Origin of the sequence: Streptomyces sp. NBC_01477 (genome assembly GCF_036227245.1) — a bacterium.
Classification (GTDB): domain Bacteria; phylum Actinomycetota; class Actinomycetes; order Streptomycetales; family Streptomycetaceae; genus Actinacidiphila.
Genome location: NZ_CP109445.1, coordinates 6,750,257 through 6,774,280 on the forward strand (window position 1 = coordinate 6,750,257; position 24,024 = coordinate 6,774,280).

Consider the following 24,024-nt stretch of genomic DNA (forward strand, 5'->3'; position numbering starts at 1 on the left):
CACGATGGGCGGGTGACCGCACCCCTGACTCCCCACGACCAGTCGCCCGACCTGCCGCCGTATCCGGGGGCCGGGTCCGGTCCCGGCAAGGGCGAGGGGCGGATGAAAACGGTGCTCGCCGAGGTCGGCAGGGGCGCGCTGGTGGCGCTGTGCGTCACGGCCTGCGGAATCGCCCTCGGCCTGCTGTGGCTGTGGCTGTCGCCCCGGGTGCCGCTGATCTCCGACGGCAAGGCCGTCTACCTCAAGGACACCGAGGGCGAGGAGGCGATCGGCGGCGACGGCACCTTCGCGCTCATCGCGGCCGGTCTCGGGCTGCTGACCGGCGCCGCGGTCTTCCTGCGCTACCGGCGCGGCGGCATCGGCACCGTCCTCGGGCTGGCGGCGGGCGGCGTCCTCGCCTCCGTCGTCGGCTGGCGGCTCGGCGTCTGGCTCGGCCCCGACACCAACATCGTGGCGCACGCCACCGCGGTCGGCCCGAAGGTCGTCTTCGACGCCCCGCTGGAGCTGCGGGCCAAGTCCGCGCTGGTGGCCTGGTCGATCGCGGCGATGGTCGCGCACGTGGCGCTGACGTCCGCGTTCGGCCCCCGGGACCCGGAGGCCGGCGCCAAGGCGGCGCCGCCCGAGGTCTACTGGACCCCGCCGTCCGCGCCGTCCGCGCCGTCCGCGCCGTCCGCGCCGTCCGCGCCGTCCGCGCCGTCCGCGCCCCCCGCGCCCCCCGAGGCGCCCCCGGAGGCGCCCCCGGAGGCACCGCCGGCCAAGGAGTAGCGCCCTCCGGCTCAGACGCGGGCGATCGGGGCCGGGGTCGCCGCGGTCAGCGCCCGCAGGTCCGCCGGGGACACCTCCACTTCGAGGCCGCGCCTGCCCGCGGACACGAAGACCGTGGCGAAGGCCAGCGCCGAGCTGTCCAGGACCGTCGGCAGCGCCTTGCGCTGGCCCAGCGGGGAGATGCCGCCCAGCACGTAACCGGTGCTGCGCTCGGCCGCCGCCGGGTCGGCCATCGCGGCCCGCTTGCCGCCCGCCGCTGCCGCCAGCGCCTTGAGGTCGAGCGACCCGGCCACCGGGACGACCGCGACGGTCAGTACGCCGTCCACCTCCGCGACCAGCGTCTTGAACACCTGCTCGGGACTCGTGCCGAGGGCCGCCGCGGCCTCGTCCCCGTACGACAGGCCCGAGGACGGGTCGTGCTCGTAGGAGTGCACGGTGAAGGGCACGCCCGCCTTCTCCAGCGCGACGACGGCGGGCGTCCCCCCGGCGGCGCCGGTCCGCTTCCTGGCCACGTCAGTTCGCGCTGATCGGCTGGCTGGTCAGATCGACCGCGGGCAGCGACGGCAGCTTGTCGATGACGGCGGTCTCGCGCCGCAGCAGCCGCAATTCCGCGGCCAGCCGGGCCGCGCTGTCCGGCTGTTCGAGCAGCGTCTGCTTCACCGGCGTCTCAGCGATCAGCGCGGCGGCCACCAGGTAGGAGAGCACGGTCGGATCGTCGGGGAATTCCTGGCCCGGCGCCAAGGTGCGCTCCCGCGCTCCCGCCAGCCGCTTCTGGTACGTGCCGAAGACCCGGGTCACCTCGGACGCCAGCGCGCCCGCGCCGCCCCCCGGGTCCTCCGGGATCTCCTCGATCTCCGCGGTCAGATACGGGCCCTCGGTGTCGAGCGAGAGCAGCTTGAAGCGGAGCAGGCCGGTGGCGACGAGCTCGTAGCCACCGTCGTCGCGCTCGGCGATGCCGGTCGCGTCCGCGATGCAGCCGATGGTGTGGAGGGCGGCGAGCGGGTCGTCCCCGAGACCCGCGGCCGGGCCGGAGGACCGGCCCTCCTGGCCCGTGGGGGCCACCTCCTGGCCGTTCTTGATCGTGATCACGCCGAATCGCCGGGGGGCGTCCTCCGGCAGCGCGAGCAGATCCGCGACCAGGGCTCGGTAGCGCTCCTCGAAGACGTTCAGCGGGAGCACGAGGCCGGGGAAGAGGGTGGCACCCAGGGGGAAGAGCGGAATCCGATCGGTCACAGTGAGCCAGCGTATTCCCCTCCGGGGTGGGTGTGCGTCGTCCCCCCGGGCTCCTTCTCCCGGCCCGGCCCGGGACCTTCCCCCCGGTGGGGGTCCCCGCGGCCCTGGGGCGGTGGCCGCCCGCCCCTTGCCCGACGGTTGCGTCATGGCTGGCGGCGCAGTTCCCCGCGCCCCCGGGTGTGCCACGTGCGGTGACATGTCGCACTTGCGGTGTGTCCCGGCTGGCCGCGCAGTTTCCCGCGCGCCTACGGGGCTCGTCCTCTGCCGCGGAGGGCAAGCACCCAGGGGCGAGGGGAGGCCCGTATGCCGGGCTGGGCGGGGGGACGTCAGGTGCCGCGGCGGAGGAGGCGGCTGGCACCGGCGGCAGCCGTCGTGGCGAGCATCCAGCCCAGCAGGGTGAGGAGCGAGGCCACCCACTGCGCGACCCCCGTCTCCCGCCACGCATTGTCCTGGCCGAGGTCGATGACCGGGAGCAGCAGGTCCAGGGCGTAGAGCGCGGGACTCCAGTGCGGCCGGTAACCTCCCGCGTCCGCCGCCGCAGGCGTGGGGTGCAGCGCGAAATACAGCGCGCCCAGCGCCCACAGCACCGCCATCCAGACCGCCGCCCGGCCCGGCCGGTAGCCGTAACCGACGGTAATGTCCTGGAGCCAGCCCCACACCCGCCCGGCGGGCGTCAGCGTCTCGCGGCGCCGCCGCTGCCGCGCGAGCAGCACCTCGCGGGCCTCGGTGTCCTCGCCCGCGGCCCGCAGCGCCGCGGCGAGCCGCTCGTACGGCTCGGGCCGGAACTCCGGGGTGGCCGCCGCCAGCCAGCCGAGCCGCTCGCGCAGCGGGAAGTCGGCGAGCGGGGGGAGCGTGTCGTAGCTGAAGCCGGTCATCCGCAGCCGCCCCGCCGAGGGCCAGGCACTGGGGGTGTCGTTGAGCTTGCCGACCCGGGCGCCGGACAGCACGACCTCGCCCTCCGGCGCCCGCGGCAGCGTGAAGCACAGCTCGGGCGTCTGGATGCGGCGCAGCGACACCTGCTGCTCGCCGGCCAGCACGAAGCGCGCCCGGCTGATGATCACCGCGTTGCCGAACCGCCCGTCGTCGAGCCGCAGACCGCCGTGGCAGGTGAAGGGCAGCACCGTGACGTCCTCCGGCGGAGGCGCCGACCCGCCGCCGGCGCTCAGCGCGTTCCACCCGCCGGACAGGTAGAGGGTGTGCTCGACCGCGATACGGGCCGCGTTGAGCGCCTGCCTGCCGCCGGGATTGCGCAGGGTGGCGCCGCGCAGGCTGAGCCGGCCGCCGATACGGGCGCTGCGCAGGCTGAATTCACCGGTGAAGTCGATGAGTTCTGCGTCCACGTCCTGGCCGACGGTCAGCCCGTCCGCGGCGAAGGCCCGCGCCGCCCGGCCGCGCCGCACCGTGAGCTGGTTGAGCAGCAGGTCGGTGCCTATGTGGGCGTCGGCCAGCCGGACGCCGTCGGTGATCAGGCACTGCGGCAGGTGCAGGTCGCCGCCGACCTGGAGCCGGGCCGCGTCCAGCCGGGGCAGCCGGCAGCGCACCAGGCGCATGCTGCCGATCCGGCACTCCTGGAGCATGAGCGGATCGTCGAAGCGGCAGTCGTCCAGCTGGACGTACGGCGTGACCGTGCCGCCCGCCAGCATCAGCCGCCCGCTGATCCGCACCCCGGCGAGCTTCAGCGCGGTCACCCGCCCCGGCACCGCGGGCGGCCCGTCGAGCAGCAGCTCGGCGACGGCCTGCGCGCGTACCGTGCGGTCGGGGCCCCAGGCGGGCCCGGCCAGCGGGTCGTCCCCGCCGGCGCGGCCGGTGCGCAGATCGCAGGTGCGGCCCTCCCGGAAGGCCTGCCACATGCGCCGCTCCACCGGCGTCCAGTCCTGCGGCGGTGTCCCGCCGGCGGCCTCGGTCACCCGATTCCCCTCCCCGTCGTCGCGCCGCACACCGTAGCGGGTCGGTACGACGGCGTCGTATCACGGAGTGGAACTCGGGAACGTCCCGCATGCCCGGGTCCCTACACTTGGCAGCGTGATCTCCCGAATCGATCTGCGCGGTGCCGCCTTCCCCGAGGCCGGCATCGACCGCGAGCTGCTGCCCCGTGCCGACTTCGACGTGGAGGCCGCCCTGGAGACAGTGCGGCCGATCTGCGAGGACGTCCGCCATCGGGGCTCGGCCGCGGTGCTCGATCACGGCGAGCGGTTCGACGGGGTGCGGCCCGCCTCGCTGCGGGTCCCGGCGCAGGCGCTGGAGACCGCGCTGGCCGACCTCGACCCCGCGGTCAGGGCCGCCCTGGAGGAGTCGGTCCGGCGGGCCAGGATCGTGCACCGCGAGCAGCGCCGTACCGACGTCACCACCCAGGTGGTGCCCGGCGGCACGGTCACCGAGCGGTGGGTGCCGGTCGAGCGGGTCGGGCTGTACGTGCCGGGCGGCCTCGCGGTGTACCCGTCGTCCGTGGTGATGAACGTGGTGCCCGCCCAGGAGGCCGGCGTCGAGGGCATCGCGGTGGCCTCGCCGCCGCAGAAGGACTTCGGCGGCCTGCCGCACCCCACCATCCTCGCCGCGTGCGCGCTGCTCGGCGTGACCGAGGTCTACGCCACCGGCGGCGCCCAGGCCGTCGCGATGTTCGCGTACGGCACCGAGGACTGCCGCCCGGTGAACCTGGTCACCGGACCCGGCAACATCTACGTCGCCGCCGCCAAGCGGCTGCTCAAGGGCCGGGTCGGCATCGACGCCGAGGCGGGTCCCACCGAGATCGCGATCCTCGCCGACGACTCCGCGGACCCCGCCTTCGTCGCCGCCGACCTGATCAGCCAGGCCGAGCACGACCCGCTGGCCGCCGCGGTGCTGGTCACCACCTCGCCCGAGCTGGCCGACGCGGTCGACAAGGAGCTGGACGTCCAGGTCGCCGTCGCCCGGCACCGCGAGCGGATCACCGCCGCGCTGTCCGGCCGCCAGTCGGCGACCGTGCTGACCGACACCCTGGAGCAGGGCCTCGCGGTGGTGGACGCCTACGCCGCCGAGCACCTGGAGATCCAGACCAGGGACGCCGCCGCGGTCGCCGCCCGGGTGCGCAACGCCGGCGCGGTCTTCGTCGGCCCGCACGCCCCGGTCTCGCTCGGCGACTACTGCGCCGGGTCCAACCACGTCCTGCCCACCGGCGGCTGCGCCTGCCACTCCTCCGGCCTGTCCGTGCAGTCCTTCCTGCGCGGCATCCACGTGGTGGACTACTCCCGCGACGCCCTGGCCGAGGTCGCCGCCCACGTGGTGACGCTGGCCAACGCCGAGGACCTGCCCGCGCACGGCGAGGCGGTACGCGTCAGGTTCGGCGGCGACGTCGCCCCGGGCCCGCGCGGCGGCGGCGATGCCGTATGACCGGCATCGACGACCTGCCCATCCGTGACGAGCTGCGCGGCCAGTCCCCCTACGGCGCCCCCCAGCTCGACGTGGCGGTGCGGCTGAACACCAACGAGAATCCGTACCCGCTGCCAGAGGCGCTGGTCGCCAGGATCGCCGAGCGGGTCGCCGAGGCCGCCCGCGGCCTGAACCGCTACCCCGACCGGGACGCGGTCGAGCTGCGCACCGCGCTCGCGGCGTATCTGACCAGGACCGCGGGGCACCCGGTCGGCCTGGCCCAGGTGTGGGCGGCGAACGGGTCCAACGAGATCATCCAGCAGCTGCTCCAGACCTTCGGCGGCCCCGGCCGCAGCGCCATCGGCTTCGAGCCGTCGTATTCGATGCACGCGCTGATCTCCCGGGGCACCGGCACCGGCTGGATCTCCGGGCCGCGCAAAGCCGACTTCACCATCGACGTGGCCGCCGCCGCCCGGGAGATCGCCGAGCGCCGCCCCGAGGTGGTGTTCATCTGCTCGCCCAACAACCCGACCGGCACCGCCGTCGACGCCGCGACCGTCCTGGCGCTGTACGAGGCCGCGCAGGCCGCCCGCCCCTCGCTGGTCGTGGTGGACGAGGCCTACGGAGAGTTCTCGCACCGGCCGTCGCTGCTGCCGCTGATCGAGGGCCGGCCCAACCTGGTGCTCACCCGCACCATGTCCAAGGCGTTCGGCGCGGCCGGGCTGCGGCTCGGCTATCTGGCCGCCGACCCCGCGGTGGTCGACGCGGTGCAGATCGTCCGGCTGCCCTACCACCTGTCCGCGGTCACCCAGGCGACGGCGCTGGCCGCGCTGGAGCACACCGACACGCTGCTCGGCTACGTCGACCAGCTCAAGGCCGAACGCGACCGGCTGGTCGGCGAGTTGCGCGCGACCGGCTACGAGGTGACCGACTCGGACGCCAACTTCGTGCAGTTCGGCCGGTTCGCCGACAGCCACGCCGCTTGGGAGGCGGTGCTCGCGCACGGCATCCTGGTACGGGACAACGGCGTGCCGGGCCGGCTGCGCGTCTCGGTCGGCACCCCCGCCGAGAACGACGCGTTCCTGGACGCGGCACGGGCGGTCTTCAAGGAGCACAGCACTACGGAGGAGCAGGTATGACCCGCGTGGGCCGCGTCGAGCGCACCACCAAGGAGACGTCGGTGGTCGTCGAGATCGACCTCGACGGCACCGGGCAGGTGGCCGTGTCCACGGGCGTCGGCTTCTACGACCACATGCTCGACCAGCTCGGCAGGCACGGGCTGTTCGACCTGTCGGTGAAGACCGAGGGCGACCTCCACATCGACACCCACCACACCATCGAGGACACCGCGCTCGCGCTGGGCGCCGCCTTCAAGCAGGCGCTCGGCGACAAGGTGGGCATCTACCGCTTCGGCAACTGCACCGTCCCGCTGGACGAGGCACTCGCCCAGGTCACCGTGGACCTCTCGGGCCGCCCGTACCTGGTGCACAGCGAGCCCGAGCAGATGGCGCCGATGATCGGCTCGTACGACACCACGATGACTCGGCACATCCTGGAGTCCTTCGTCGCCCAGGCCCAGATCGCCCTGCACGTGCACGTGCCGTACGGGCGCAACGCGCACCACATCGTGGAGTGCCAGTTCAAGGCCCTCGCCAGGGCGCTGCGCTACGCCAGCGAGCGCGACCCGCGGGCGGCGGGCATCCTGCCGTCGACGAAGGGCGCGCTGTGAGCGGCGCGAGCCGTCGCCGCACGGGCGGAGAATCAGCATCCGGCGCGAGCGGTTGCCGCGCGGGCGGAGAAGCGAACGGACAATCACGGTGAGCGACGCACGCAAGGCCACTCGGCCGCAGTCAGGGCTCGGCGCGAGCGGTTGCCGCGCGGGCGGAGAAGCGAACGGACAATCACAGTGAGCAAGGGATCGACCCTCTTCATACTGCTGGGCCTGTTCCTGGCGGGCGGGGTGTACTCGTTCTGGCAGCAGAAGCAGTCCAAGAGCCTGATCGCGCTGCTGGCGATCGGATCGGTGATGGCACTCGTCACCGGTCTGCTCCAGCTCTAGGGGGCCGGGATGAGCAAGAACGTCGTCGTCCTCGACTACGGATTCGGCAACGTCAGGTCCGCCGAGCGCGCCCTCGCGCACGCCGGCGCCGAGGTCGAGATCACCGCCGACTTCGACCGGGCGATGCGGGCCGACGGCCTGCTGGTGCCCGGCGTCGGCGCGTTCGCCGCCTGCATGGCCGGGCTCAAGGGCGTACGCGGCGACTGGATAGTCGGGCGGCGGCTGGCCGGCGGCCGGCCGGTGATGGGGATCTGCGTCGGCATGCAGATCCTCTTCGCCCGCGGCATCGAGCACGGCGTGGCGGCCGAGGGCCTGGACGAGTGGCCCGGCACCGTCGAGCCGCTGCGGGCCCCGATCGTCCCGCACATGGGCTGGAACACGGTGAAGGCCGCCGAGGGCTCCCGGCTGTTCGCGGGCGCGGACGAGGACGCCCGCTTCTACTTCGTGCACTCCTACGCGGTCCGCAGCTGGGACCTGGAGACGCAGAGCGAACGCATCAGCAGCCCCCGGGTCAGCTGGACCACCCACGGCGAGCCGTTCGTGGCCGCGGTGGAGAACGGGCCGCTGTGGGCCACCCAGTTCCACCCGGAGAAGTCCGGCGAGGCAGGCGCCCTGCTGCTCGCCAACTGGCTCGACACCCTCTAGACCCGCCGCCCACCGATCCCACCCGCAAGGACGCACATCCGATGACCAAGCTGCTCGAACTGCTCCCCGCCGTCGACGTCAGGGACGGCCAGGCCGTACGCCTCGTGCACGGCGAGTCCGGTTCCGAGACGTCGTACGGCGACCCGCTCGCCGCAGCCCTCGCCTGGCAGGACGCGGGGGCCGAGTGGCTGCATCTGGTGGACCTCGACGCGGCCTTCGGCACCGGCGACAACCGGGCGCGTATCGCCGAGGTGGCCCGCACGATGGACATCAAGGTCGAGCTGTCCGGCGGCATCCGCGACGACGACACGCTCGCCGCCGCGCTCGCCACCGGCTGCACCCGGGTCAACCTGGGCACGGCCGCGCTGGAGAGCCCGGAGTGGGTCGCGAAGATCATCGCCGAGCACGGCGACCGGATCGCGGTCGGCCTCGACGTGCGCGGCACCACCCTGCGCGGCCGGGGCTGGACCCGGGACGGCGGCGACCTCTACGAGACGCTGGCCCGGCTGGACTCCGAGGGCTGCGCCCGCTACGTCGTCACCGACATCGCCAAGGACGGCACCCTGCAAGGGCCCAACCTGGAGCTGCTGACCCAGGTGTGCGCGGTCACCGACCGCCCGGTCGTCGCGTCCGGCGGTGTCTCCAGCCTCGACGACCTGCGCGCCATCGCTTCTCTTGTCCCGCGGGGTGTGGAAGGCGCGATCGTCGGCAAGGCGCTCTATGCGAAGGCGTTCACTCTCGAAGAGGCCTTGGAGGCAGTTTCACGATGACCGGATCCCCCGCAGTACGGCGCGAGCAGTCCGACAGTCCACTGGAGGAGACCATCGGCTTCGCCCGGGCCGTGGCCGCGGGGGACAGAGTGCTGGTGTCGGGCACGATGCCGCTGGTCGACGGCGAGGTACGCGGCGAGGGCAGCCCGTACGAGCAGGCGCTGCTGGCCTTCCGCAACGCGCTGGCCGCGCTGGAGCCGTTCGGCCTGGGGCCGGACAGCGTCATCCGCACCCGGATGTACATGAGCCACGCCGGGGACGCCGACGACGTGGGCCGCGCCCACCGGGAGCTGTTCGGCGCGGTCCGGCCGGCCGCGACGCTGGTCGTGGTGGCCGGGTTCATGGACTCCCGGGTGCTGGTGGAAGTCGAGATCGAAGCTTTCCGAGGAGACATCGAATGACCCTGGCGGTGCGCGTCATCCCCTGCCTGGACGTGGACGGCGGACGGGTCGTGAAGGGCGTCAACTTCCAGAATCTGCGCGACGCGGGCGACCCGGTCGAGATGGCCAGGCTCTACGGCGCCGAGGGCGCGGACGAGCTGACCTTCCTGGACATCACCGCGTCCTCCGGCGACCGGGAGACCACCTACGACGTGGTCCGCCGCACCGCCGAGCAGGTCTTCATCCCGCTCACCGTCGGCGGCGGGGTGCGCAGCGCCGACGACGTCGACAAGCTGCTGCGGGCGGGCGCGGACAAGGTCGGCGTCAACACCGCGGCCATCGCCAGGCCCGAGCTGATCCGCGAGATCGCGGAGCGCTTCGGGCGGCAGGTGCTGGTGCTGTCGGTGGACGCCCGCCGCAATGCCTCGGGCGAGGGCTTCGAGGTCACCACGCACGGCGGCCGGCGCGGGACGGGTATCGACGCCGTCGAGTGGGCCGAGCGGGCCGCGGCGCTGGGCGCCGGGGAGATCCTGCTCAACTCGATGGACGCGGACGGCACCAAGGACGGCTACGACACCGAGATGATCGCGGCCGTACGGGCCCGGGTGTCCGTGCCGGTGATCGCGTCCGGCGGCGCAGGGCGGCTGGACGACTTCGCGCCGGCCGTCGCCGCCGGGGCCGATGCCGTACTGGCCGCGTCCGTCTTCCACTTCGGCGACCTGCGCATCCCCGAGGTCAAGTCGGCGCTGCGCTCCGCGGGCCACCCGGTGCGATAAGGCGCCTACCGCGCCGCGGTCCTCGTGCAGACCAGGACCGCGAGGTCCGGGGCCAGCGGGACCTCCACCGCGCGCAGCGCCGGATGGCCGAGCCAGTGCAGCCTGGCGGTGTCCGGCCGGCCGTCGTGGACGGGCGGGCGGCCCCGCGACGGGGTGAAGTCGTCGATGACCAGGACGCCGCCCGGCCGCAGCAGGGCGGCCGGGTCGGCCGCGGCACCGTCCGCCTTGCCCTGGCCGCCGCCGTCGAGGACGAGCAGGTCGAAGGGGCCGTGCTCGGCGATCGCGGTCCAGTCGGCGTGCCGCACGGTCACCCAGGGCGCGAGCGCGCTGAACAGGCCGGCCGCCGCCCCCGCGCGGTCGGCGTCGCTCTCGACGCTGACCGCGGTGGCGCCGTTGCGCATGCCGGAGACCAGCCAGGCCAGCCCCACCCCGCATCCGGTGCCGGTCTCGCCGATGCGCTCCGCGCCCGCCGCGAGCGCGTGCAGCAGCCGGCCTTGCTCCGGCCGGCAGGAGTAGGGAAAGCCGAGCCGGGTCGCGGTGCGGGCGGCGCGCTCCACCAGGGGCGGCAGATCACCGGGGCCACTGAGGTGCGCGCGGGTGCCGTCGAGGGACATGGCGGCCATCCTGCCGGGACGCCCGGTGCGGACGGGTGCGATCAGGTAAGAAAGAAAGATTGCGCAAATCATGTTGCGCAACTTTTGTTGCACGTCTAGCCTCGGTGCTGTGAACGATCAGGACCGCACCCAGCGCATCACCGACCTCGACGCCCTCAAGGTCTTCACCCACCCGCTGCGCATCCGGCTCTACCGCGCGCTGTTCACCGCCCGCACCGCCACCGCCTCCCACCTGGCCGACCAGGTCGACGAGGCGGTCTCGCTGGTCAGCTACCACCTGCGGAAGATGGCCGCGCACGGCTTCATCGTGGAGGCCCCCGAGCACGGCTCGGACGGCCGAGAACGCTGGTGGAAGGTCTCGGCGGAACGCGGATTCTCCTTCCGCAGCGCCGACTTCGACGACCGGCCGGAAGGCGCCGCCGTCCTCGCCCAGGTCACCCGGCAGCTGCTCGCCACCCGGGCCGAGCGCTACCAGCAGTATCTTGACCAGCTGTCCGCCTGGCCCCGCGAGTGGACCAACGCGTCCTTCAGCTCCGAATTCATGCCGCTGCTCAATGCGGCGGAGCTCCAGGAGATGGCCGACGAGATCGGCGAGCTGATGCAGCGCTGGACCGACCGCGGCCAGGCCGCGGAGGACGCGGGCAACACCGAGGGCCGCGAGCACGTGGCGGTCCAGATGTACGGCTTCCCCTTCCGACCCTGAGCCCGACCCCGACCGAGGAAGGCCGGTCCATGACGGCGACCGCGACACCCGCAACCGACTCCGCCGGCAGGCCCGCGTACCGGGACGGCAACGTCCTGCGCTGGCTCACCGCCTACACCGCGTCCCTGCTCGGCGACTCCGTCTACTTCGTCGCCCTCGGCTTCGCCGCCGCCAAGGTCGCACCGCCCGCCCAGGTCGGCCTGGTCATGGCCGCGGGCGCGGTGCCGCGGGCCGTCCTGATGCTCGGCGGGGGAGTGGTCGCCGACCGCTTCGGCCCGCGCCTGGTGGTCATCGGCAGCGACACCGTCCGCTGCGCGCTGATCCTCGCCGCGGCCGGCACGCTCGCGCTGGCCACGCCCGGACTGTGGCTGCTGGTCGCGGTGGCCCTGGTCTTCGGCGCCGTCGACGCGCTGTTCATGCCCGCGGTCGGCGCGCTGCCGCCCCGGATCACCACTCCCGGCCAGCTGGTACGCCTCCAGGGCCTGCGCGCGCTGACCGTACGGCTGGGCACCGTCGCGGGGCCGCCGATCGGCGGGCTCGCGATGGGCCTGGGCGGGGCCGCGGCGGCCTTCACCGTGGCCGGGGTGCTCTTCGCGACCTCCGTCCCGCTGCTGCTCACCACCCGGATCGCCCCGCTGCCCCCCGCGGCGCGGGCGCCCGCCTTCCAGGAGCTGCGCGACGGGCTCGGCTACATCCGCCGCCACCGGCTGGTCGGCCCGCTGGTCCTGTCGGGCGCGCTGTGCGAACTCGGCCTGGTCGGGCCGCTCAACGTCGGCATGGTGCTGCTCGCCGACCAGCGCGGCTGGGGAGCCGCGGGATACGGCTGGATCATCGCGGCGTTCGGCGCGGGCGCCGCGGCCAGCGCGCTGCTGCTGGCCGTACGCGGCCGGGTGCGGCGGGCCGGGGCCGTCCAGATCGGCACGCTTTTCGCCGGGTCGGCGGCGGTCGGCTTCATCGGCGTCGCCCAGGTGCTCGCCGCCGCGGTGGGCGTGGCCTTCCTGGCCGGGCTCATCTGCGGGGTCTGCGGGGGGCTGGCCGCCGCGCTCATCCAGACCGCCACCGATCCGGCGTACCTCGGCCGGGTCACATCCGTCATGAGCCTCACCGGATTCGGGCTGGCCCCGCTGGCCTATCCGCTCTTCGCGGCGGCTGTCGGGGCTTTCGGGGCGCCCCCCGTCTTCCTGGCCAGCGCCGCACTCGCCGCCCTGGGCGGTGCCTTCACCGCCCTCCTCCCCCCGGTCCGCACCGCCGAACTTCCCTGCGGGTGAGCTATCTCGGCGCCCCCGGGTGACCGTCGCACGTGCGGTGCGCCTCGGCTGGCCGCGCCCAGGGGTTGCCACGTCCTGTGGCGTTCACCGTGCCGCTGCACTGTGGCTGGGCGCGCGGTTCCCCGCGCCCTTGGGCGGTGGCCGCCCGTTTGCACACGACGGTCCGTCGTGGCTTGTCGCGCGGTTCCCCGCGCCCCTGAGAACGCTTGCCCTCTGCGGCAGAGGAACCGCGTTCCTGACGTGCGCCCTCCGCGGCGGAGGACGAGCCCCGAAGGGGGCACGGGGAAGGGCGCGGCCGACAAGCACGCACCGCACGGGGCAGTCACCCAGGGGCGCGGGGAGCTGTGCGGCCGGCCCTGCACCCGGGGGAAGGGGCCGGGGCTCCCCGCGGGGGCTGGGCGGGGGGACCGGCTACACGCCGAGGCGAGCGGAATACGCCTCGGCGACCGCCGACTTCTCGCCCTCGGCGAGGACATCCGCCGCGGCCTGGCGGCCGAAGGCGAAGAGGGTCAGCTCCGAGGGCTCGCCGGTGACCGTCACGACCGGCGAGCCGCGGTGGGCGACCACGGTCTGCCCGTCGGGCCGGCGCAGGACCAGGCCGACGGGCGAGCGCCGCCCGAGGACGCGAGCCGCCCGCTCCAGCCGGGACCAGAGCGCGTCCGCGAAGACCGGGTCGATCCCGCGGGGCGTCCAGTCCGGCTGGGCCCGCCGCAGGTCCTCGGTGTGGACGTAGAACTCCACGGTGTTGGACGCCTCGTCCAGCTGCTTGAGCGCGAAGGGCGACAAGCGCGGCGGCCCGGTCCTGATCAGCCGGATCAGTTCCTCGTACGGCCGCCGCGCGTATTCGCCGCGCACTCTTTCCAGCCGGTCCGCGAGCTGCGGGACGATGAGCCCCGCGGCAGCGTCACCGCGGCGTTCGCGTACCACGACGTGTGCGGCCAGATCCCGGGCGGTCCAGCCCTCGCACAGGGTCGGCGCGTCGGGGCCGGAATGTTCCAGCAGGTCGGCGAGGAGCAGACGTTCACGCTGTGCATGGGTCGTCATGAGTCCAGGTTAACGACCCGCGGGCGCCGCGTCCGCTTCCCCCGCCCGTCGGCTCAGCTCAGCTTGCTGTGCAGCTTCTTGTTGTTCGAGCCGTCGTTGAGGCTGAGCGCGCAGGTGATGGTCTTGCGGCCCTGGAGCTGATAGGTGATCAGCTGCGGGTACAGCACGTACTCGTAGTACGTGCGCCCGTCGGCCGGCACGTGCTTGTTGGCGTCGGACTTGCACAGGGCGAATGCCTTGTCCTCGATCGCCTGGTCGTCGGTGAAGCTGCCGGACAGCGTCTTGTTCGCGATCGACTGCGCGTCGTGCGCCGCGGTGCACGACACGGTGGTGACCGCGTCGATGGTGTGCGTCATCGAGGGCGCGTTGAAGCACTTGCCGGGCGCGACCGACACGTACGGCACCTCCTTCCCGTCCGTCTCCGACGGCTGCGGGTCGTCGGTGACCGACGGGAAGTCGGTCGGCAGGTCGAGGCTCGGGAAGTCGGTGGGAAGGGTGAAGCTGGGCGTCGGGACGGTCGGCACGGTCGGCATCGCGGTGAGCGACGGCACCGTCGTGGTGTCCTTGGCGCTCGGCTTGCCGTCGCCGCCGCCGCTGGAGGCGGCGATGCCGGCGACGATCGCGCCGACCACGACGACGGCCCCGACCGCGATCAGCACATTGCGCGTGGTGTTGTTCTTCGGCGGCTGCGGCGGCGGGTAGCCGCCGCCCGGGTAGCCGCCGGGGTAGCCGTAGTTCCCGCCGGGCGGGATCGGCGGTCCCGGCGGCGCGGGCGGGCCGTAACCGCCGCCCTGCTGCGGGTAGCCGTATCCGTCGTTGGGCGGCGGCGGACCGTATCCGTCGTTGGGCGGGGGCGGCGGGCCGAAGCCCTGTGGCGGCCCGAAACCGCCACCCTGCTCAGGGGGCGGCGGCGGACCATTGTGCGGCGGTGGAGGAAAACCCATGGTGGAAGGATGCCCCATACGGGTGACGTCGGCGGGTAACAACCCTGCGACAGGTGGGTGACGGGTCAATCCGCCTATCCCCTTTGCCGGTTATTGACGATTTTCAGCATCCGGACACCGCATTTCCGCCGCCGCCGCGTTCGGCGGCATGATGGACGCATGCCCGCGACCTCGCTCGACCCCGCCATCGCCGCCCGACTCAAGCGCACCGCCGACGGCCTGGTGCCCGCTGTCGCCCAGCAGTACGACACCGGTGAGGTGCTGATGCTGGGCTGGATGGACGACGAGGCGCTGCACCGCACGCTGACCACCGGCCGCTGCACGTACTGGAGCCGCAGCCGCCGTGAGTACTGGGTCAAGGGCGACACCTCGGGTCACGTCCAGCACGTGAAGTCGGTCGCGCTGGACTGCGACGGCGACACCGTGCTGGTGAAGGTCGACCAGGTCGGCGCGGCCTGCCACACCGGCGACCGGACCTGCTTCGATTCCGCCGTCCTGCTGCCCGCGCCGGGCCAGTAGTGTCTGCGGCCATGGACCTCGATACGTTCCGCAAGCTGGCGGTGGACCGCCGTGTCATCCCGGTCAGCCGCCGGCTCCTCGCGGACGGCGACACGCCGGTCGGGCTGTACCGCAAGCTCGCCGCCGAGCGGACCGGCACCTTCCTGCTGGAATCGGCCGACACCGCTTCCAACAGCGGGGCGGGCGGCGGGTCCTGGTCGCGCTACTCCTTCGTCGGCGTGCGGTCCGCCGCGACGCTGACCGCCCGCGACGGGCAGGCGCACTGGCTCGGCAGCCCGCCGGTCGGCGTCCCCACCGACGGCGATCCGCTGGCGGCGCTGCGCGCCACCGTCGAGGCGCTGCACACCCCGCGGGACCTCACCTCCGGCATGCCGCCCTTCACCGGCGGCATGGTCGGCTACCTGGGCTACGACATCGTGCGCCGCCTGGAGCGGATCGGGGACAGCACCCACGACACGCTGCGGCTGCCGGAACTGACCATGCTGCTGACCTCCGACCTGGCGGTGCTCGACCACTGGGACGGCACCGTGCTGCTGATCGCCAACGCGATCAACCACAACGACGAGGACACCGGCGTCGACGAGGCCTACGCCGACGCGGTCGCCCGGCTCGACGCGATGCAGTCCGACCTGGCCCGGGCCGTACCGCAGCAGCCGACCGCGCTGCCGGAGTCGGTCGACTTCGCGGTCAGCTGGGCCTGGGGCGGCGAGGAGTTCACCGCCGCGGTCGACGACATCAAGGAGCGCATCCACGCGGGCGAGGCCTTCCAGGTGGTGGCCTCCCAGCGGTTCGAGACCGCGTGCACCGCGAGCGCGCTCGACGTCTACCGGGTGCTGCGGACGACCAACCCGTCGCCGTACATGTACCTGCTGCGCTTCGACGGCTTCGACGTGGTCGGGTCGAGCCCCGAGGCGCTGGTCAAGATCGAGGACGGCCGGGCGATGCTGCACCCGATCGCGGGCACCCGGCCGCGCGGCGCGACCCCGCAGGCCGACGCGGCGCTCGCCGAGGAGCTGCTCTCCGACCCCAAGGAGCGCGCCGAGCACCTGATGCTGGTCGACCTCGGGCGCAACGACCTTGGCCGGGTGTGCGAGCCGGGCAGCGTCGAGGTGGTCGACTTCATGTCGGTGGAGCGCTACTCGCACGTCATGCACATCGTCTCGACCGTCACCGGGCAGGTCACGGCGGGCAGGACCGCCTTCGACGTGCTCACCGCGTGCTTCCCGGCCGGCACCCTGTCGGGCGCGCCCAAGCCGCGCGCCATGCAGATCATCGAGGAGCTGGAGCCCACCAGGCGCGGTGTCTACGGCGGCTGCATCGGCTATCTGGACTTCGCGGGCGACTCCGACACCGCCATCGCGATCCGTACCGCGGTACTGCGCGACGGCGTCGCCTATGTGCAGGCGGGCGCGGGCATCGTGGCGGACTCCGACCCGGCCGCCGAGGACGCCGAGTGCCGCAACAAGGCGGCGGCGGTGCTGCGGGCGGTCGCGACCGCCAACGTGATGCACGGCTGAGGCACCCGTGCCAGGACGCGCGAGGGCGGGGCGGCCGCCATGCCCGCCCCGCCCGTCGCCCGCGTGTCAGCCCGCGAAGGCCGCCACGCCGTCGGGGGTGCCCAGGCCGGTCGGCCCGTCGTAACCGGCGACGCCCGTGCACAGGTACGAGCCCGCGCACTCGCCGTTCGTACCGCTCGCCACGTCGTTCAGCCCGCCGCCGTGCGCGTACGGGAAGGACGCCGGGTACGAGCCCTCGGACGGCTGCCCGGCCAGCGCGTAGACCGAGGCGATGATCGGCGCGGAGGCGCTGGTGCCGCCGAAGACCTCCCAGCCGCGGTCGTTGCCGTAGGTGTCGTAGACCGCGACACCGGTGGCCGGGTCGGCGACCGCGGACACGTCGGCGACGGTACGGCCGGCGCACTCGCCGTCCTGCTGCCAGGCGGGCTTGGGGTCGTAGGACGAGCAGCCGGAGCCCGCCCCGCCCCACACCGTGTCGGACCAGCCGCGAGCGCTGGTGTCCTGCTGGAGCGAGGTGCCGCCGACCGCGGTCACGTACTGCGAGCCGGCCGGGTATTCCACGCCGTAGCCCGCGTCGCCCGAGCTGACGGTGATGGCCACGCCCGGGTGGTCGAAGTACTGGCTGTCGTAGCTGCTGTCGGCGCCGGACTCGCCGCCGCCGTAGCTGTTCGACACGTACTTCGCGCCCAGCGCCACCGCGGTGTTGACGGACTCGCCGAGGCTGGTCATCGCCGAGTTGTCCGCCTCGACCAGCAGGATGTGGCAGGCCGGGCAGGTCGCGCTGACCATGTCCAGGTCGAGGGATATCTCCTCGGCCCAGCCCGGGTCGGGCACCGGCAGCGTGGCGCCGCCGCTCTGGCCGACCTTGCGGAAGCAGCCGTTGTCGGTGGTGCAGGCCGGCAGGCCGTACTGCGAGCGGTACGTGGCCAGGTCCGCCTCGGCGTTGGGATTGTCGTAGGCGTCCACGATCGCCACGGTGGCGCCGTCACCGCCGGTGTCGGGAAGGGCGTAGGCGCCGCGCAGCTCGGTCGGTCCGTAACCCGACGGGATGGCCGCCGGGTGCGCGGAACGCGCCGCGGGCGCGAGGGAGTCGGCGCCGCTGGTCACCTTGAGCGCCTTGCAGGCCATGACGTCGACCGCGGTGCTGACCGAACAGGAACGTGCCGTGGTGAGCCGGTGCGAGGGCGCCTGCTGCGGCTGCGCGCCGGCGGACGGTGCGAGGGCGACCAGCCCCGCCGCGGCGAGCCCGGCGGCCGCGATGAGGGCCGGCCATGTATGGCTCGCTTTCCGCGGGGTGGTGTGGGGGGTGTGCAAGTGCGGCCTCCTGTGGGGGGAGTGTGGTGTGTGATGCCCCTGCGCTCATTGGGGGAGCGGAGGGATGGCCGCGAACGTATGGTGACCGGCGCACGTCAACAAGGCGGGGTACTGAACGAGTCGGAAGCTATACCGCCGCTTTACCCGCCGTTGGCGGGAGTTGGCGCTTTCCTGACCTGTTCATGACTGTCGCGGAGGCATGGAATCCGCTTGTCCCGGTTCATCCCGCGGGGCGGCACCCCGCCCGGTACGCACCGCCCTGGGTCCCCCCGGCCGAGGCCGCCGGACACCGGCAGGGGATAGTGGACGGGTGACCTCCGTCCCGCAGCAGCCCCACCCAGGACCGGCCCCCGCAGCAGAGCGGGACGCCGAGCCGTCCGACGTGCCCGTGACACCGCGCCGCGGCGGCGTCAGGACACTCGCCGCCGCGCTGCCCGCCGGCGCGGTCGGCGCGAGCCTGGTGCTGGTCGCCGCGGGCAAGACCTGGTCGCGCGGCTTCGCCGCCTTCGGCCGGACCAACCTCCCGGTGCACGCCACCGGCACCGACACCACCGCCCTGCCCGGCGCCCTCGCGCTGGTCGCACTGGCCTCGCTCGTCGCCGTCTTCGCGGTGCGCAGGACCGGCCGCTACGCCGTCGCGGGGCTGCTCGCCCTCAGCGGGCTCGGCGTCGTCGTCATGGCACTGGCCCGGCGCGGCGACCACGCGGCACTGGACTCCGCCGCCGCGTCCACCGCGGGCCTCGCCCACGCCACCGCCACGCACGCCAGCACCACCTCCTGGCCGCTGGTCTCCGCCGCCGGCGGCCTGCTGCTGCTCGCCGCCGGACTGCTCGCGCTGCGCTACGGCCCGACCTGGCCCGCGATGTCCAGCCGCTACGACCGCCCGGGCACCCGCCGGCCGGTCCGCGCCAGGGCCGCCGCGTCCGCCGCCGCGTCCGCCGCCGCGGCCGGCCGGCCCGTGCCCGTCGACCCGGACCGGGCCGAGGACCTGTGGAAAGCCCTCGACCGCGGCGAGGACCCCACGGGGTAGTACCGCCGGGCCCGACCCCCGTGCGTGGTCGCCCGCCGATGCGCGTAACAATGGGGGACGACGTGGGAGGCGACGGACGCCTCCTACCGGGAGCATCAGGGAGTATTCATGGCGGCCCACCACGACCACGGACACACCCCGGCCGCCTGGACCGGAGTGATCATCGCCTTCGTCGGCTTCTGCGCCGGCGGCGTCTTCATGGTCGCCGCACAGCCGGTCCCGTTCTGGGGCAGCATGGGCGTGATCCTGCTCGCCCCGCTGGTCGGCGGCATCATGAAGATGATGGGCCTCGGCCGCAAGGAGGAGCCGCAGGTGCGTAACGCACCCGCGCGGACCGCGGAGCAGCCGCCGGCGGACCAGCCGCAGGGGGAAGCCGCGGCGCACGCCTGATCCCGCCCGGCACGGGGGCCGTGTACGCCTGATCCCGTCCGGCCTCGGTGTTCGGGTCGCGTACGCCTGACCCCGCCCGTCGCCCCGCCACCTGGCGCAGCCGCGCGCTGCGCCCCGGTGCGTACCGGGGCAGAATCGTCGCCGTGACCTCCTACCGGGCCGCGGCGGCCCCCACCGGCCGGCCCGCCCGGCGTGGCGCGCTGCGCCGAACGGCCGTACCGCTCGGCGTGCTCGGCGCCGTCGCCGCCGGCTTCGGCTACGTCGCCGCCGTCGACCCGGGGCGGCCCGGCCACTACCCGGCCTGCCCGCTGCTGTACTACACCGGCGTCTACTGCCCCGGCTGCGGCGGCCTTCGCGGCGCCCACGCACTGGCCCACGGACACCTCGGCACCGCGCTGGGCTGCAATGCCGCCGCCGTCGCCGGATACGCCGTCTTCGCCGTCGTTTGGGTGATCTGGTTGACCCGCGCCCTGCGCGGCAGGGCCTTCGAACCGGCGCTGCGGCCCGGCGTCCTCTACGCCCTGTGCGGGCTGCTGCTGGCCTTCACCGTGATCAGGAACCTGCCCTTCGGTACGGCGCTCGTGCCCTGAGGCGTCCGCCGGGGCGGGGCAAGATTGTCCAGGTGGTGGGATCCGCGATCACCGGATGCGGGGTGACGGGCCGCCGCCCGATACCATCGCAGTGCCGGTGGTTTCCACCACCAGCCCGATCATTTCGCTGCACGGCCGGCCGGAAGAGGAGCTCCCGCGTGAGTGTGCTCGACGAGATCATCGACGGAGTCCGCGCAGACCTCGCCGACCGGCAGGCCAGGGTGTCCCTCGACGAACTCAAGGAGCGCGCCGCCAAGGCGCGGGACGCCAGGGACGGCGTCGCCGCGCTGCGCGGCGACGCCGTCAAGGTCATCTGCGAGGTCAAGCGCTCCAGCCCGTCCAAGGGCGCGCTCGCCGCGATCGCCGATCCGGCGGGCCTGGCAGCGGACTACGAGGCGGGCGGCGCCGCCGTCATCAGCGTCCTCACCGAGCAGCGCCGCTTCGGCGGCTCGCTCGCCGACCTTGAGGCGGTACGCGCCAAGGTCGACATCCCGGTGCTCCGCAAGGACTTCATCGTCACCGCCTACCAGCTGTGGGAGGCCCGCGCGCACGGCGCCGACCTCGCGCTGCTGATCGTCGCCGCGCTCGACCAGCCCGCGCTGGTCTCGCTCATCGAGCGGGCCGAGTCGATCGGGCTCACCCCGATCGTCGAGGTGCACGACGAGGAGGAGGTCGCCCGGGCGGTGGACGCGGGCGCGCGCATCATCGGCGTCAACGCGCGCGACCTCAAGACGCTGGAGGTCGACCGGGGGAATTTCGGGCGCATCGCGCCGGAGATTCCGGACCACATCGTGAAGATCGCGGAGTCCGGGGTCCGGGGGCCGCACGATCTGATCGCCTACGCGAATGACGGGGCTGACGCGGTGCTGGTCGGTGAGTCGCTCGTCACCGGGCGCGACCCCCGCACCGCCGTCGCCGACCTCGTCGCCGCCGGCGCCCACCCGGCCCTCCGCCCCGGCCGCGAATAACGGCTCCGCCGCGCCTCGGGGGTTCACGCTTCCCCCGGGCACGGTGGTTGTGCGTTCCCTCGGCCCGGGGGGTGCCCCTCCGCTGCCGCGGGGCTCGGGGTGCCGTTGCGTCGGCGGGTACGCGTCCCCCGGGTGCGGGGTGTGTGCGGTTCCTCTTCGGCAGAGGGTGCCACTCCCCGGGCTCCGGGGTTCTGACGGTCCCCTTCGGCTGGGGGTGCCCACCAGAGGCGCGGGGAACGGCGCGCCCAGCCCCCAACCGGGGCGCGCTGTCCGCGCGGCGGGTCGTGCCCCGAAGGGGCGCGGGGAACTGCGCGAGCAACCCACCACCGGCCGGTGGTCCGGAGCGGACCGAGGAGACCCTTCGGGTCGGTGACGACCCGCGCGCCGGTGGGGGCTGGGCGCGCAGTTCCCCGCGCCCCTGCGGTGGTGGCGGTCGTCGCCAGGCGACGGCGCGTCGTGGCTGGCCGCGCAGTTCCCCGCGCCCCTGGTAGGGCGCCGCCTTCCGTAGAGGCGCCCCCAGCAGCCCGCGGCCGGCGGACGGGCGCCGTGTTCCGTAGAGGCGCCCCCAGCAGCCCGCGGCCGGCGGATGGGCGCCGCCTGCGTAGGGGGGAGCCCTCGCGCGGGAGTACCGCGAGGCGGGACGGGGGCAGCCCGGGGGGTAGAGTGCGAGGCGTGTCATTGGAATCGCGCCTCGCACCCGGGTGCCGCCCCCGCGGCTGCCGCGCCCCGGCCCGCCGTGTGCTGGGCCGCCGCGTGCGGTACGTGATCGGGTGCGAGCCCGGCCAGGTGAACGGCAGGCGATGGCGCCGCGGCTGAGCCGCACCCGCCCGCGTACCGCCGCGGGAACGCGGCACCGCACCCGCCCGCGTGCAGCCGCAGAAGTGCGGCACCGCGTACAGCCGCAGAAAAGCTGAGCGCACCCGCCCGCGTACCGCCGCAGAAGTGCGGCACCGCGTACAGCCGTAGGAAACGGCACCGTCGTCCGGGGCGAGGCACATCCGCCCGCACCCCGGCACGGGTACGGCATATTCCGATGGTCACCGTCACCAGGGGACACCCCATGCCAGAACACGACTTCTTCCTCCCCGACCCGGAGGGTCTGAGCCCCAGCGCCGAGGGCTACTTCGGCGCGTTCGGCGGAAAATTCATCCCGGAGGCGCTGGTCGCCGCCGTGGACGAGGTCGCCGCCGAGTACGAGAAGGCGAAGGCCGACCCCGCCTTCGCGGCCGAGCTGAACGAGCTGATGGCCAACTACACCGGCCGGCCCAGCGCCCTGACCGAGGTGCCGCGCTTCGCGGCCGAGGCGGGCGGGGCCAGGGTCTTCCTCAAGCGGGAGGACCTGAACCACACCGGCTCCCACAAGATCAACAATGTGCTGGGGCAGGCACTGCTGACCCGGCGGATGGGCAAGACCCGGGTCATCGCCGAGACCGGCGCGGGCCAGCACGGGGTCGCCACGGCCACGGCGTGCGCGCTGTTCGGCCTGGAGTGCACGATCTACATGGGTGAGGTCGACACCCAGCGGCAGTCCCTGAACGTGGCGCGGATGCGCATGCTGGGCGCCGAGGTCGTGTCGGTGACATCCGGCAGCCGCACGCTCAAGGACGCGATCAACGAGGCCTTCCGCGACTGGGTCGCGAACGTCGACCGCACGCACTACCTGTTCGGCACCGTCGCGGGACCGCACCCCTTCCCCGCGATGGTGCGCGACTTCCACCGGGTGATCGGCGTCGAGGCGCGGCGGCAGCTGCTGGAGCGGACCGGGCGGCTGCCCGACGCCGCCGTGGCCTGCGTCGGCGGCGGCTCGAACGCCATGGGCCTCTTCCACGCCTTCCTGCCGGACGCGGGCGTCCGGCTGGTCGGCTGCGAGCCGGCCGGGCACGGGGTGGAGAGCGGCGAGCACGCGGCGACCCTGACCGCGGGCGAGCCCGGCATCCTGCACGGCTCGCGTTCGTACGTCCTCCAGGACGACGAGGGCCAGATCACCGAGCCGTACTCGATCTCGGCCGGCCTGGACTACCCCGGCGTCGGACCCGAGCACGCGTACCTCAAGGACGCCGGCCGGGCCGAATACCGTGCCGTCACCGATGACGCGGCCATGCAGGCGCTGCGGCTGCTGTCCCGCACCGAGGGCATCATCCCGGCCATCGAGAGCGCCCACGCGCTGGCCGGCGCCCTGGACCTGGGCCGCGAGCTGGGCCCCGACGCACTGCTGCTGGTGAACCTCTCGGGCCGCGGCGACAAGGACATGGACACCGCGGCCCGCTACTTCGGGCTGTACGACACCGCGGAGGCGGCCAAGTGAGCGGGCGCATCGAACTGCTGCAGGAGACGCTCGCCGCCGCGAAGGCCGACGGCCGAGCCGCCCTCATCGCGTACCTGCCGGCCGGCTTCCCGACCGTCGACGGCGGCATCGCGGCCGTCAAGGCGGCCCTCGACGGCGGCGCCGACATCGTCGAGGTCGGGCTGCCGCACAGCGACCCTGTGCTGGACGGCCCGGTCATCCAGACCGCCGACGACATCGCGCTCAAGAACGGCGTCCGCATCGCCGACGTGCTGCGTACGGTCCGCGAGGCGCACGCGGCGACGGGCAAGCCGCTGCTGGTGATGACGTACTGGAACCCGGTCGACCGCTACGGTGCCGAGCGCTTCGCCGCCGAGCTGGCCGAGGCGGGCGGCGCCGGCTGCATCCTGCCCGACCTGCCGGTCGAGGAGTCCGAGGGGTGGCGGAAGGCGGCCGAGCAGCACGGCCTGGCCACCGTCTTCGTCGTCGCGCCCTCCAGCAGGGACGAGCGGCTGGCCAGGATCACCGCGGCCGGCTCCGGCTTCGTCTACGCGGCCTCGCTGATGGGTGTCACCGGCACCCGCGCCAGCGTCGGCGCGCAGGCGGCCGGCCTGGTCGCGCGCACCCGGGCCACCACCGAGCTGCCGGTCTGCGTCGGCCTGGGCGTGTCCAACGCGGCGCAGGCCGCCGAGGTCGCCGCCTTCGCCGACGGCGTGATCGTCGGCTCGGCCTTCGTCCAGCGCATCCTGGACGCCGACGGTGACGAGGCCGCCGGGCTCGCGGCGGTCCGCGCGCTGGCCGCCGAACTGGCCGAGGGCGTACGCAAGCGGGTCTGACGGTCACCCGTGGGAGCGGGTTTTGTCACT

Annotated in this window: 27 protein-coding genes; 20 read left to right on the plus strand and 7 right to left on the minus strand. The window is 74.0% G+C overall.

The genetic code is table 11. From position 1 onward, the window contains the following. Positions 1–12: 12 nt before the first annotated feature. Complete coding sequence (locus OHA86_RS28685; protein WP_329179815.1) at positions 13–765, plus strand: hypothetical protein; 753 nt, start codon at positions 13–15, stop codon at positions 763–765. Positions 766–776: 11 nt separating this feature from the next. On the opposite strand, the gene ybaK is transcribed toward OHA86_RS28685, so the two are convergent. The 3 genes from ybaK to OHA86_RS28700 form a co-directional block, all read right to left on the minus strand. After that, positions 777–1,277 (minus strand): Cys-tRNA(Pro) deacylase, encoded by a 501-nt coding sequence (gene ybaK / locus OHA86_RS28690; RefSeq protein WP_329179817.1) that lies wholly within the window; start codon positions 1,275–1,277, stop codon positions 777–779. Between the two features lies 1 nt (position 1,278). Further along, complete coding sequence (locus OHA86_RS28695) at positions 1,279–1,998, minus strand: LON peptidase substrate-binding domain-containing protein (RefSeq protein ID WP_329179819.1); 720 nt, start codon at positions 1,996–1,998, stop codon at positions 1,279–1,281. A 326-nt stretch (positions 1,999–2,324) separates the two neighbouring features. Further along, on the minus strand, positions 2,325–3,905 hold the full coding sequence (locus OHA86_RS28700; RefSeq protein ID WP_443071909.1) for an oxidoreductase: 1,581 nt from the start codon (positions 3,903–3,905) through the stop codon (positions 2,325–2,327). 115 nt (positions 3,906–4,020) lie between these two features. Between OHA86_RS28700 and hisD the strand changes: the two genes are divergently transcribed. The 8 genes from hisD (at position 4,021) to hisF (ending at position 9,973) form a co-directional block, all read left to right on the plus strand. Continuing rightward, positions 4,021–5,364 (plus strand): histidinol dehydrogenase, encoded by a 1,344-nt coding sequence (gene hisD, locus OHA86_RS28705; protein WP_329179821.1) that lies wholly within the window; start codon positions 4,021–4,023, stop codon positions 5,362–5,364. Continuing rightward, complete coding sequence (locus tag OHA86_RS28710; RefSeq protein ID WP_329179823.1) at positions 5,361–6,482, plus strand: histidinol-phosphate transaminase; 1,122 nt, start codon at positions 5,361–5,363, stop codon at positions 6,480–6,482. Before hisD ends, OHA86_RS28710 begins: the two co-directional genes overlap by 4 nt. Then, a complete protein-coding gene (gene hisB / locus OHA86_RS28715; RefSeq protein ID WP_329179824.1) occupies positions 6,479–7,072 on the plus strand; it encodes an imidazoleglycerol-phosphate dehydratase HisB in 594 nt (197 codons plus the stop codon). The genes OHA86_RS28710 and hisB overlap by 4 nt, the downstream gene beginning before the upstream one ends. Before the next feature lie 177 nt (positions 7,073–7,249). Further along, positions 7,250–7,402, plus strand: coding sequence for a hypothetical protein (locus OHA86_RS28720; RefSeq protein ID WP_167983691.1), 153 nt, complete (start codon positions 7,250–7,252; stop codon positions 7,400–7,402). A 9-nt stretch (positions 7,403–7,411) separates the two neighbouring features. Then, on the plus strand, positions 7,412–8,047 hold the full coding sequence (hisH, locus tag OHA86_RS28725; protein WP_329179829.1) for an imidazole glycerol phosphate synthase subunit HisH: 636 nt from the start codon (positions 7,412–7,414) through the stop codon (positions 8,045–8,047). Between the two features lie 41 nt (positions 8,048–8,088). Next, positions 8,089–8,817 carry a bifunctional 1-(5-phosphoribosyl)-5-((5-phosphoribosylamino)methylideneamino)imidazole-4-carboxamide isomerase/phosphoribosylanthranilate isomerase PriA gene (gene priA, locus OHA86_RS28730; protein WP_329179831.1) on the plus strand — a complete coding sequence of 243 codons (729 nt, stop codon included), beginning with the start codon at positions 8,089–8,091 and terminating at the stop codon, positions 8,815–8,817. After that, on the plus strand, positions 8,814–9,218 hold the full coding sequence (locus tag OHA86_RS28735) for a Rid family hydrolase (RefSeq protein WP_329179833.1): 405 nt from the start codon (positions 8,814–8,816) through the stop codon (positions 9,216–9,218). The genes priA and OHA86_RS28735 overlap by 4 nt, the downstream gene beginning before the upstream one ends. Then, positions 9,215–9,973 (plus strand): imidazole glycerol phosphate synthase subunit HisF, encoded by a 759-nt coding sequence (hisF, locus tag OHA86_RS28740; RefSeq protein WP_329179834.1) that lies wholly within the window; start codon positions 9,215–9,217, stop codon positions 9,971–9,973. The genes OHA86_RS28735 and hisF overlap by 4 nt, the downstream gene beginning before the upstream one ends. 5 nt (positions 9,974–9,978) lie before the next feature. Here the strand turns inward: hisF and OHA86_RS28745 are convergent, their stop codons facing one another. Beyond that, positions 9,979–10,587, minus strand: a complete 609-nt coding sequence (locus OHA86_RS28745) for an O-methyltransferase (RefSeq protein WP_329179836.1) — start codon at positions 10,585–10,587, stop codon at positions 9,979–9,981. A 70-nt stretch (positions 10,588–10,657) separates the two neighbouring features. Between OHA86_RS28745 and OHA86_RS28750 the strand changes: the two genes are divergently transcribed. After that, the gene (locus OHA86_RS28750) at positions 10,658–11,290 is read left to right on the plus strand and encodes a helix-turn-helix domain-containing protein (RefSeq protein WP_443071910.1); all 633 of its coding nucleotides are present in this window, start codon (positions 10,658–10,660) and stop codon (positions 11,288–11,290) included. 29 nt (positions 11,291–11,319) lie between these two features. Continuing rightward, complete coding sequence (locus tag OHA86_RS28755; RefSeq protein WP_329179840.1) at positions 11,320–12,558, plus strand: MFS transporter; 1,239 nt, start codon at positions 11,320–11,322, stop codon at positions 12,556–12,558. A gap of 411 nt (positions 12,559–12,969) precedes the next feature. Here the strand turns inward: OHA86_RS28755 and OHA86_RS28760 are convergent, their stop codons facing one another. After that, the gene (locus OHA86_RS28760; RefSeq protein ID WP_329179841.1) at positions 12,970–13,602 is read right to left on the minus strand and encodes a TIGR03085 family metal-binding protein; all 633 of its coding nucleotides are present in this window, start codon (positions 13,600–13,602) and stop codon (positions 12,970–12,972) included. A 53-nt stretch (positions 13,603–13,655) separates the two neighbouring features. Next, on the minus strand, positions 13,656–14,546 hold the full coding sequence (locus tag OHA86_RS28765; RefSeq protein WP_329179843.1) for a hypothetical protein: 891 nt from the start codon (positions 14,544–14,546) through the stop codon (positions 13,656–13,658). 159 nt (positions 14,547–14,705) lie between these two features. On the opposite strand from OHA86_RS28765, the gene hisI reads away from it, so the two are divergent. Continuing rightward, positions 14,706–15,065 (plus strand): phosphoribosyl-AMP cyclohydrolase, encoded by a 360-nt coding sequence (gene hisI / locus OHA86_RS28770; RefSeq protein ID WP_329179845.1) that lies wholly within the window; start codon positions 14,706–14,708, stop codon positions 15,063–15,065. An 11-nt stretch (positions 15,066–15,076) separates the two neighbouring features. Continuing rightward, entirely contained in the window at positions 15,077–16,582 is a 1,506-nt protein-coding gene (locus tag OHA86_RS28775) for an anthranilate synthase component I (RefSeq protein WP_329179847.1), read from the plus strand. Positions 16,583–16,648: 66 nt separating this feature from the next. Here the strand turns inward: OHA86_RS28775 and OHA86_RS28780 are convergent, their stop codons facing one another. After that, positions 16,649–17,896, minus strand: a complete 1,248-nt coding sequence (locus OHA86_RS28780; protein ID WP_329179848.1) for a S53 family peptidase — start codon at positions 17,894–17,896, stop codon at positions 16,649–16,651. A 310-nt stretch (positions 17,897–18,206) separates the two neighbouring features. Between OHA86_RS28780 and OHA86_RS28785 the strand changes: the two genes are divergently transcribed. The 7 genes from OHA86_RS28785 to trpA all read left to right on the plus strand — a co-directional run bounded on the left by OHA86_RS28785 (position 18,207) and on the right by trpA (position 23,994). Continuing rightward, on the plus strand, positions 18,207–18,926 hold the full coding sequence (locus tag OHA86_RS28785; RefSeq protein WP_443071911.1) for a TIGR02234 family membrane protein: 720 nt from the start codon (positions 18,207–18,209) through the stop codon (positions 18,924–18,926). Positions 18,927–19,034: 108 nt separating this feature from the next. Beyond that, positions 19,035–19,316, plus strand: coding sequence for an HGxxPAAW family protein (locus OHA86_RS28790; protein WP_329179850.1), 282 nt, complete (start codon positions 19,035–19,037; stop codon positions 19,314–19,316). Between the two features lie 143 nt (positions 19,317–19,459). Then, a complete protein-coding gene (locus OHA86_RS28795) occupies positions 19,460–19,906 on the plus strand; it encodes a DUF2752 domain-containing protein (protein ID WP_329179852.1) in 447 nt (148 codons plus the stop codon). 158 nt (positions 19,907–20,064) lie between these two features. Then, entirely contained in the window at positions 20,065–20,874 is an 810-nt protein-coding gene (gene trpC, locus OHA86_RS28800; RefSeq protein WP_329179853.1) for an indole-3-glycerol phosphate synthase TrpC, read from the plus strand. A 738-nt stretch (positions 20,875–21,612) separates the two neighbouring features. Further along, entirely contained in the window at positions 21,613–21,690 is a 78-nt protein-coding gene (gene trpM / locus OHA86_RS36155; RefSeq protein ID WP_372442292.1) for a tryptophan biosynthesis modulator TrpM, read from the plus strand. 244 nt (positions 21,691–21,934) lie between these two features. Then, positions 21,935–23,179 carry a tryptophan synthase subunit beta gene (gene trpB, locus OHA86_RS28805; protein WP_329179855.1) on the plus strand — a complete coding sequence of 415 codons (1,245 nt, stop codon included), beginning with the start codon at positions 21,935–21,937 and terminating at the stop codon, positions 23,177–23,179. Next, complete coding sequence (trpA, locus tag OHA86_RS28810) at positions 23,176–23,994, plus strand: tryptophan synthase subunit alpha (RefSeq protein ID WP_329179858.1); 819 nt, start codon at positions 23,176–23,178, stop codon at positions 23,992–23,994. The genes trpB and trpA overlap by 4 nt, the downstream gene beginning before the upstream one ends. Positions 23,995–24,024: the final 30 nt, after the last annotated feature.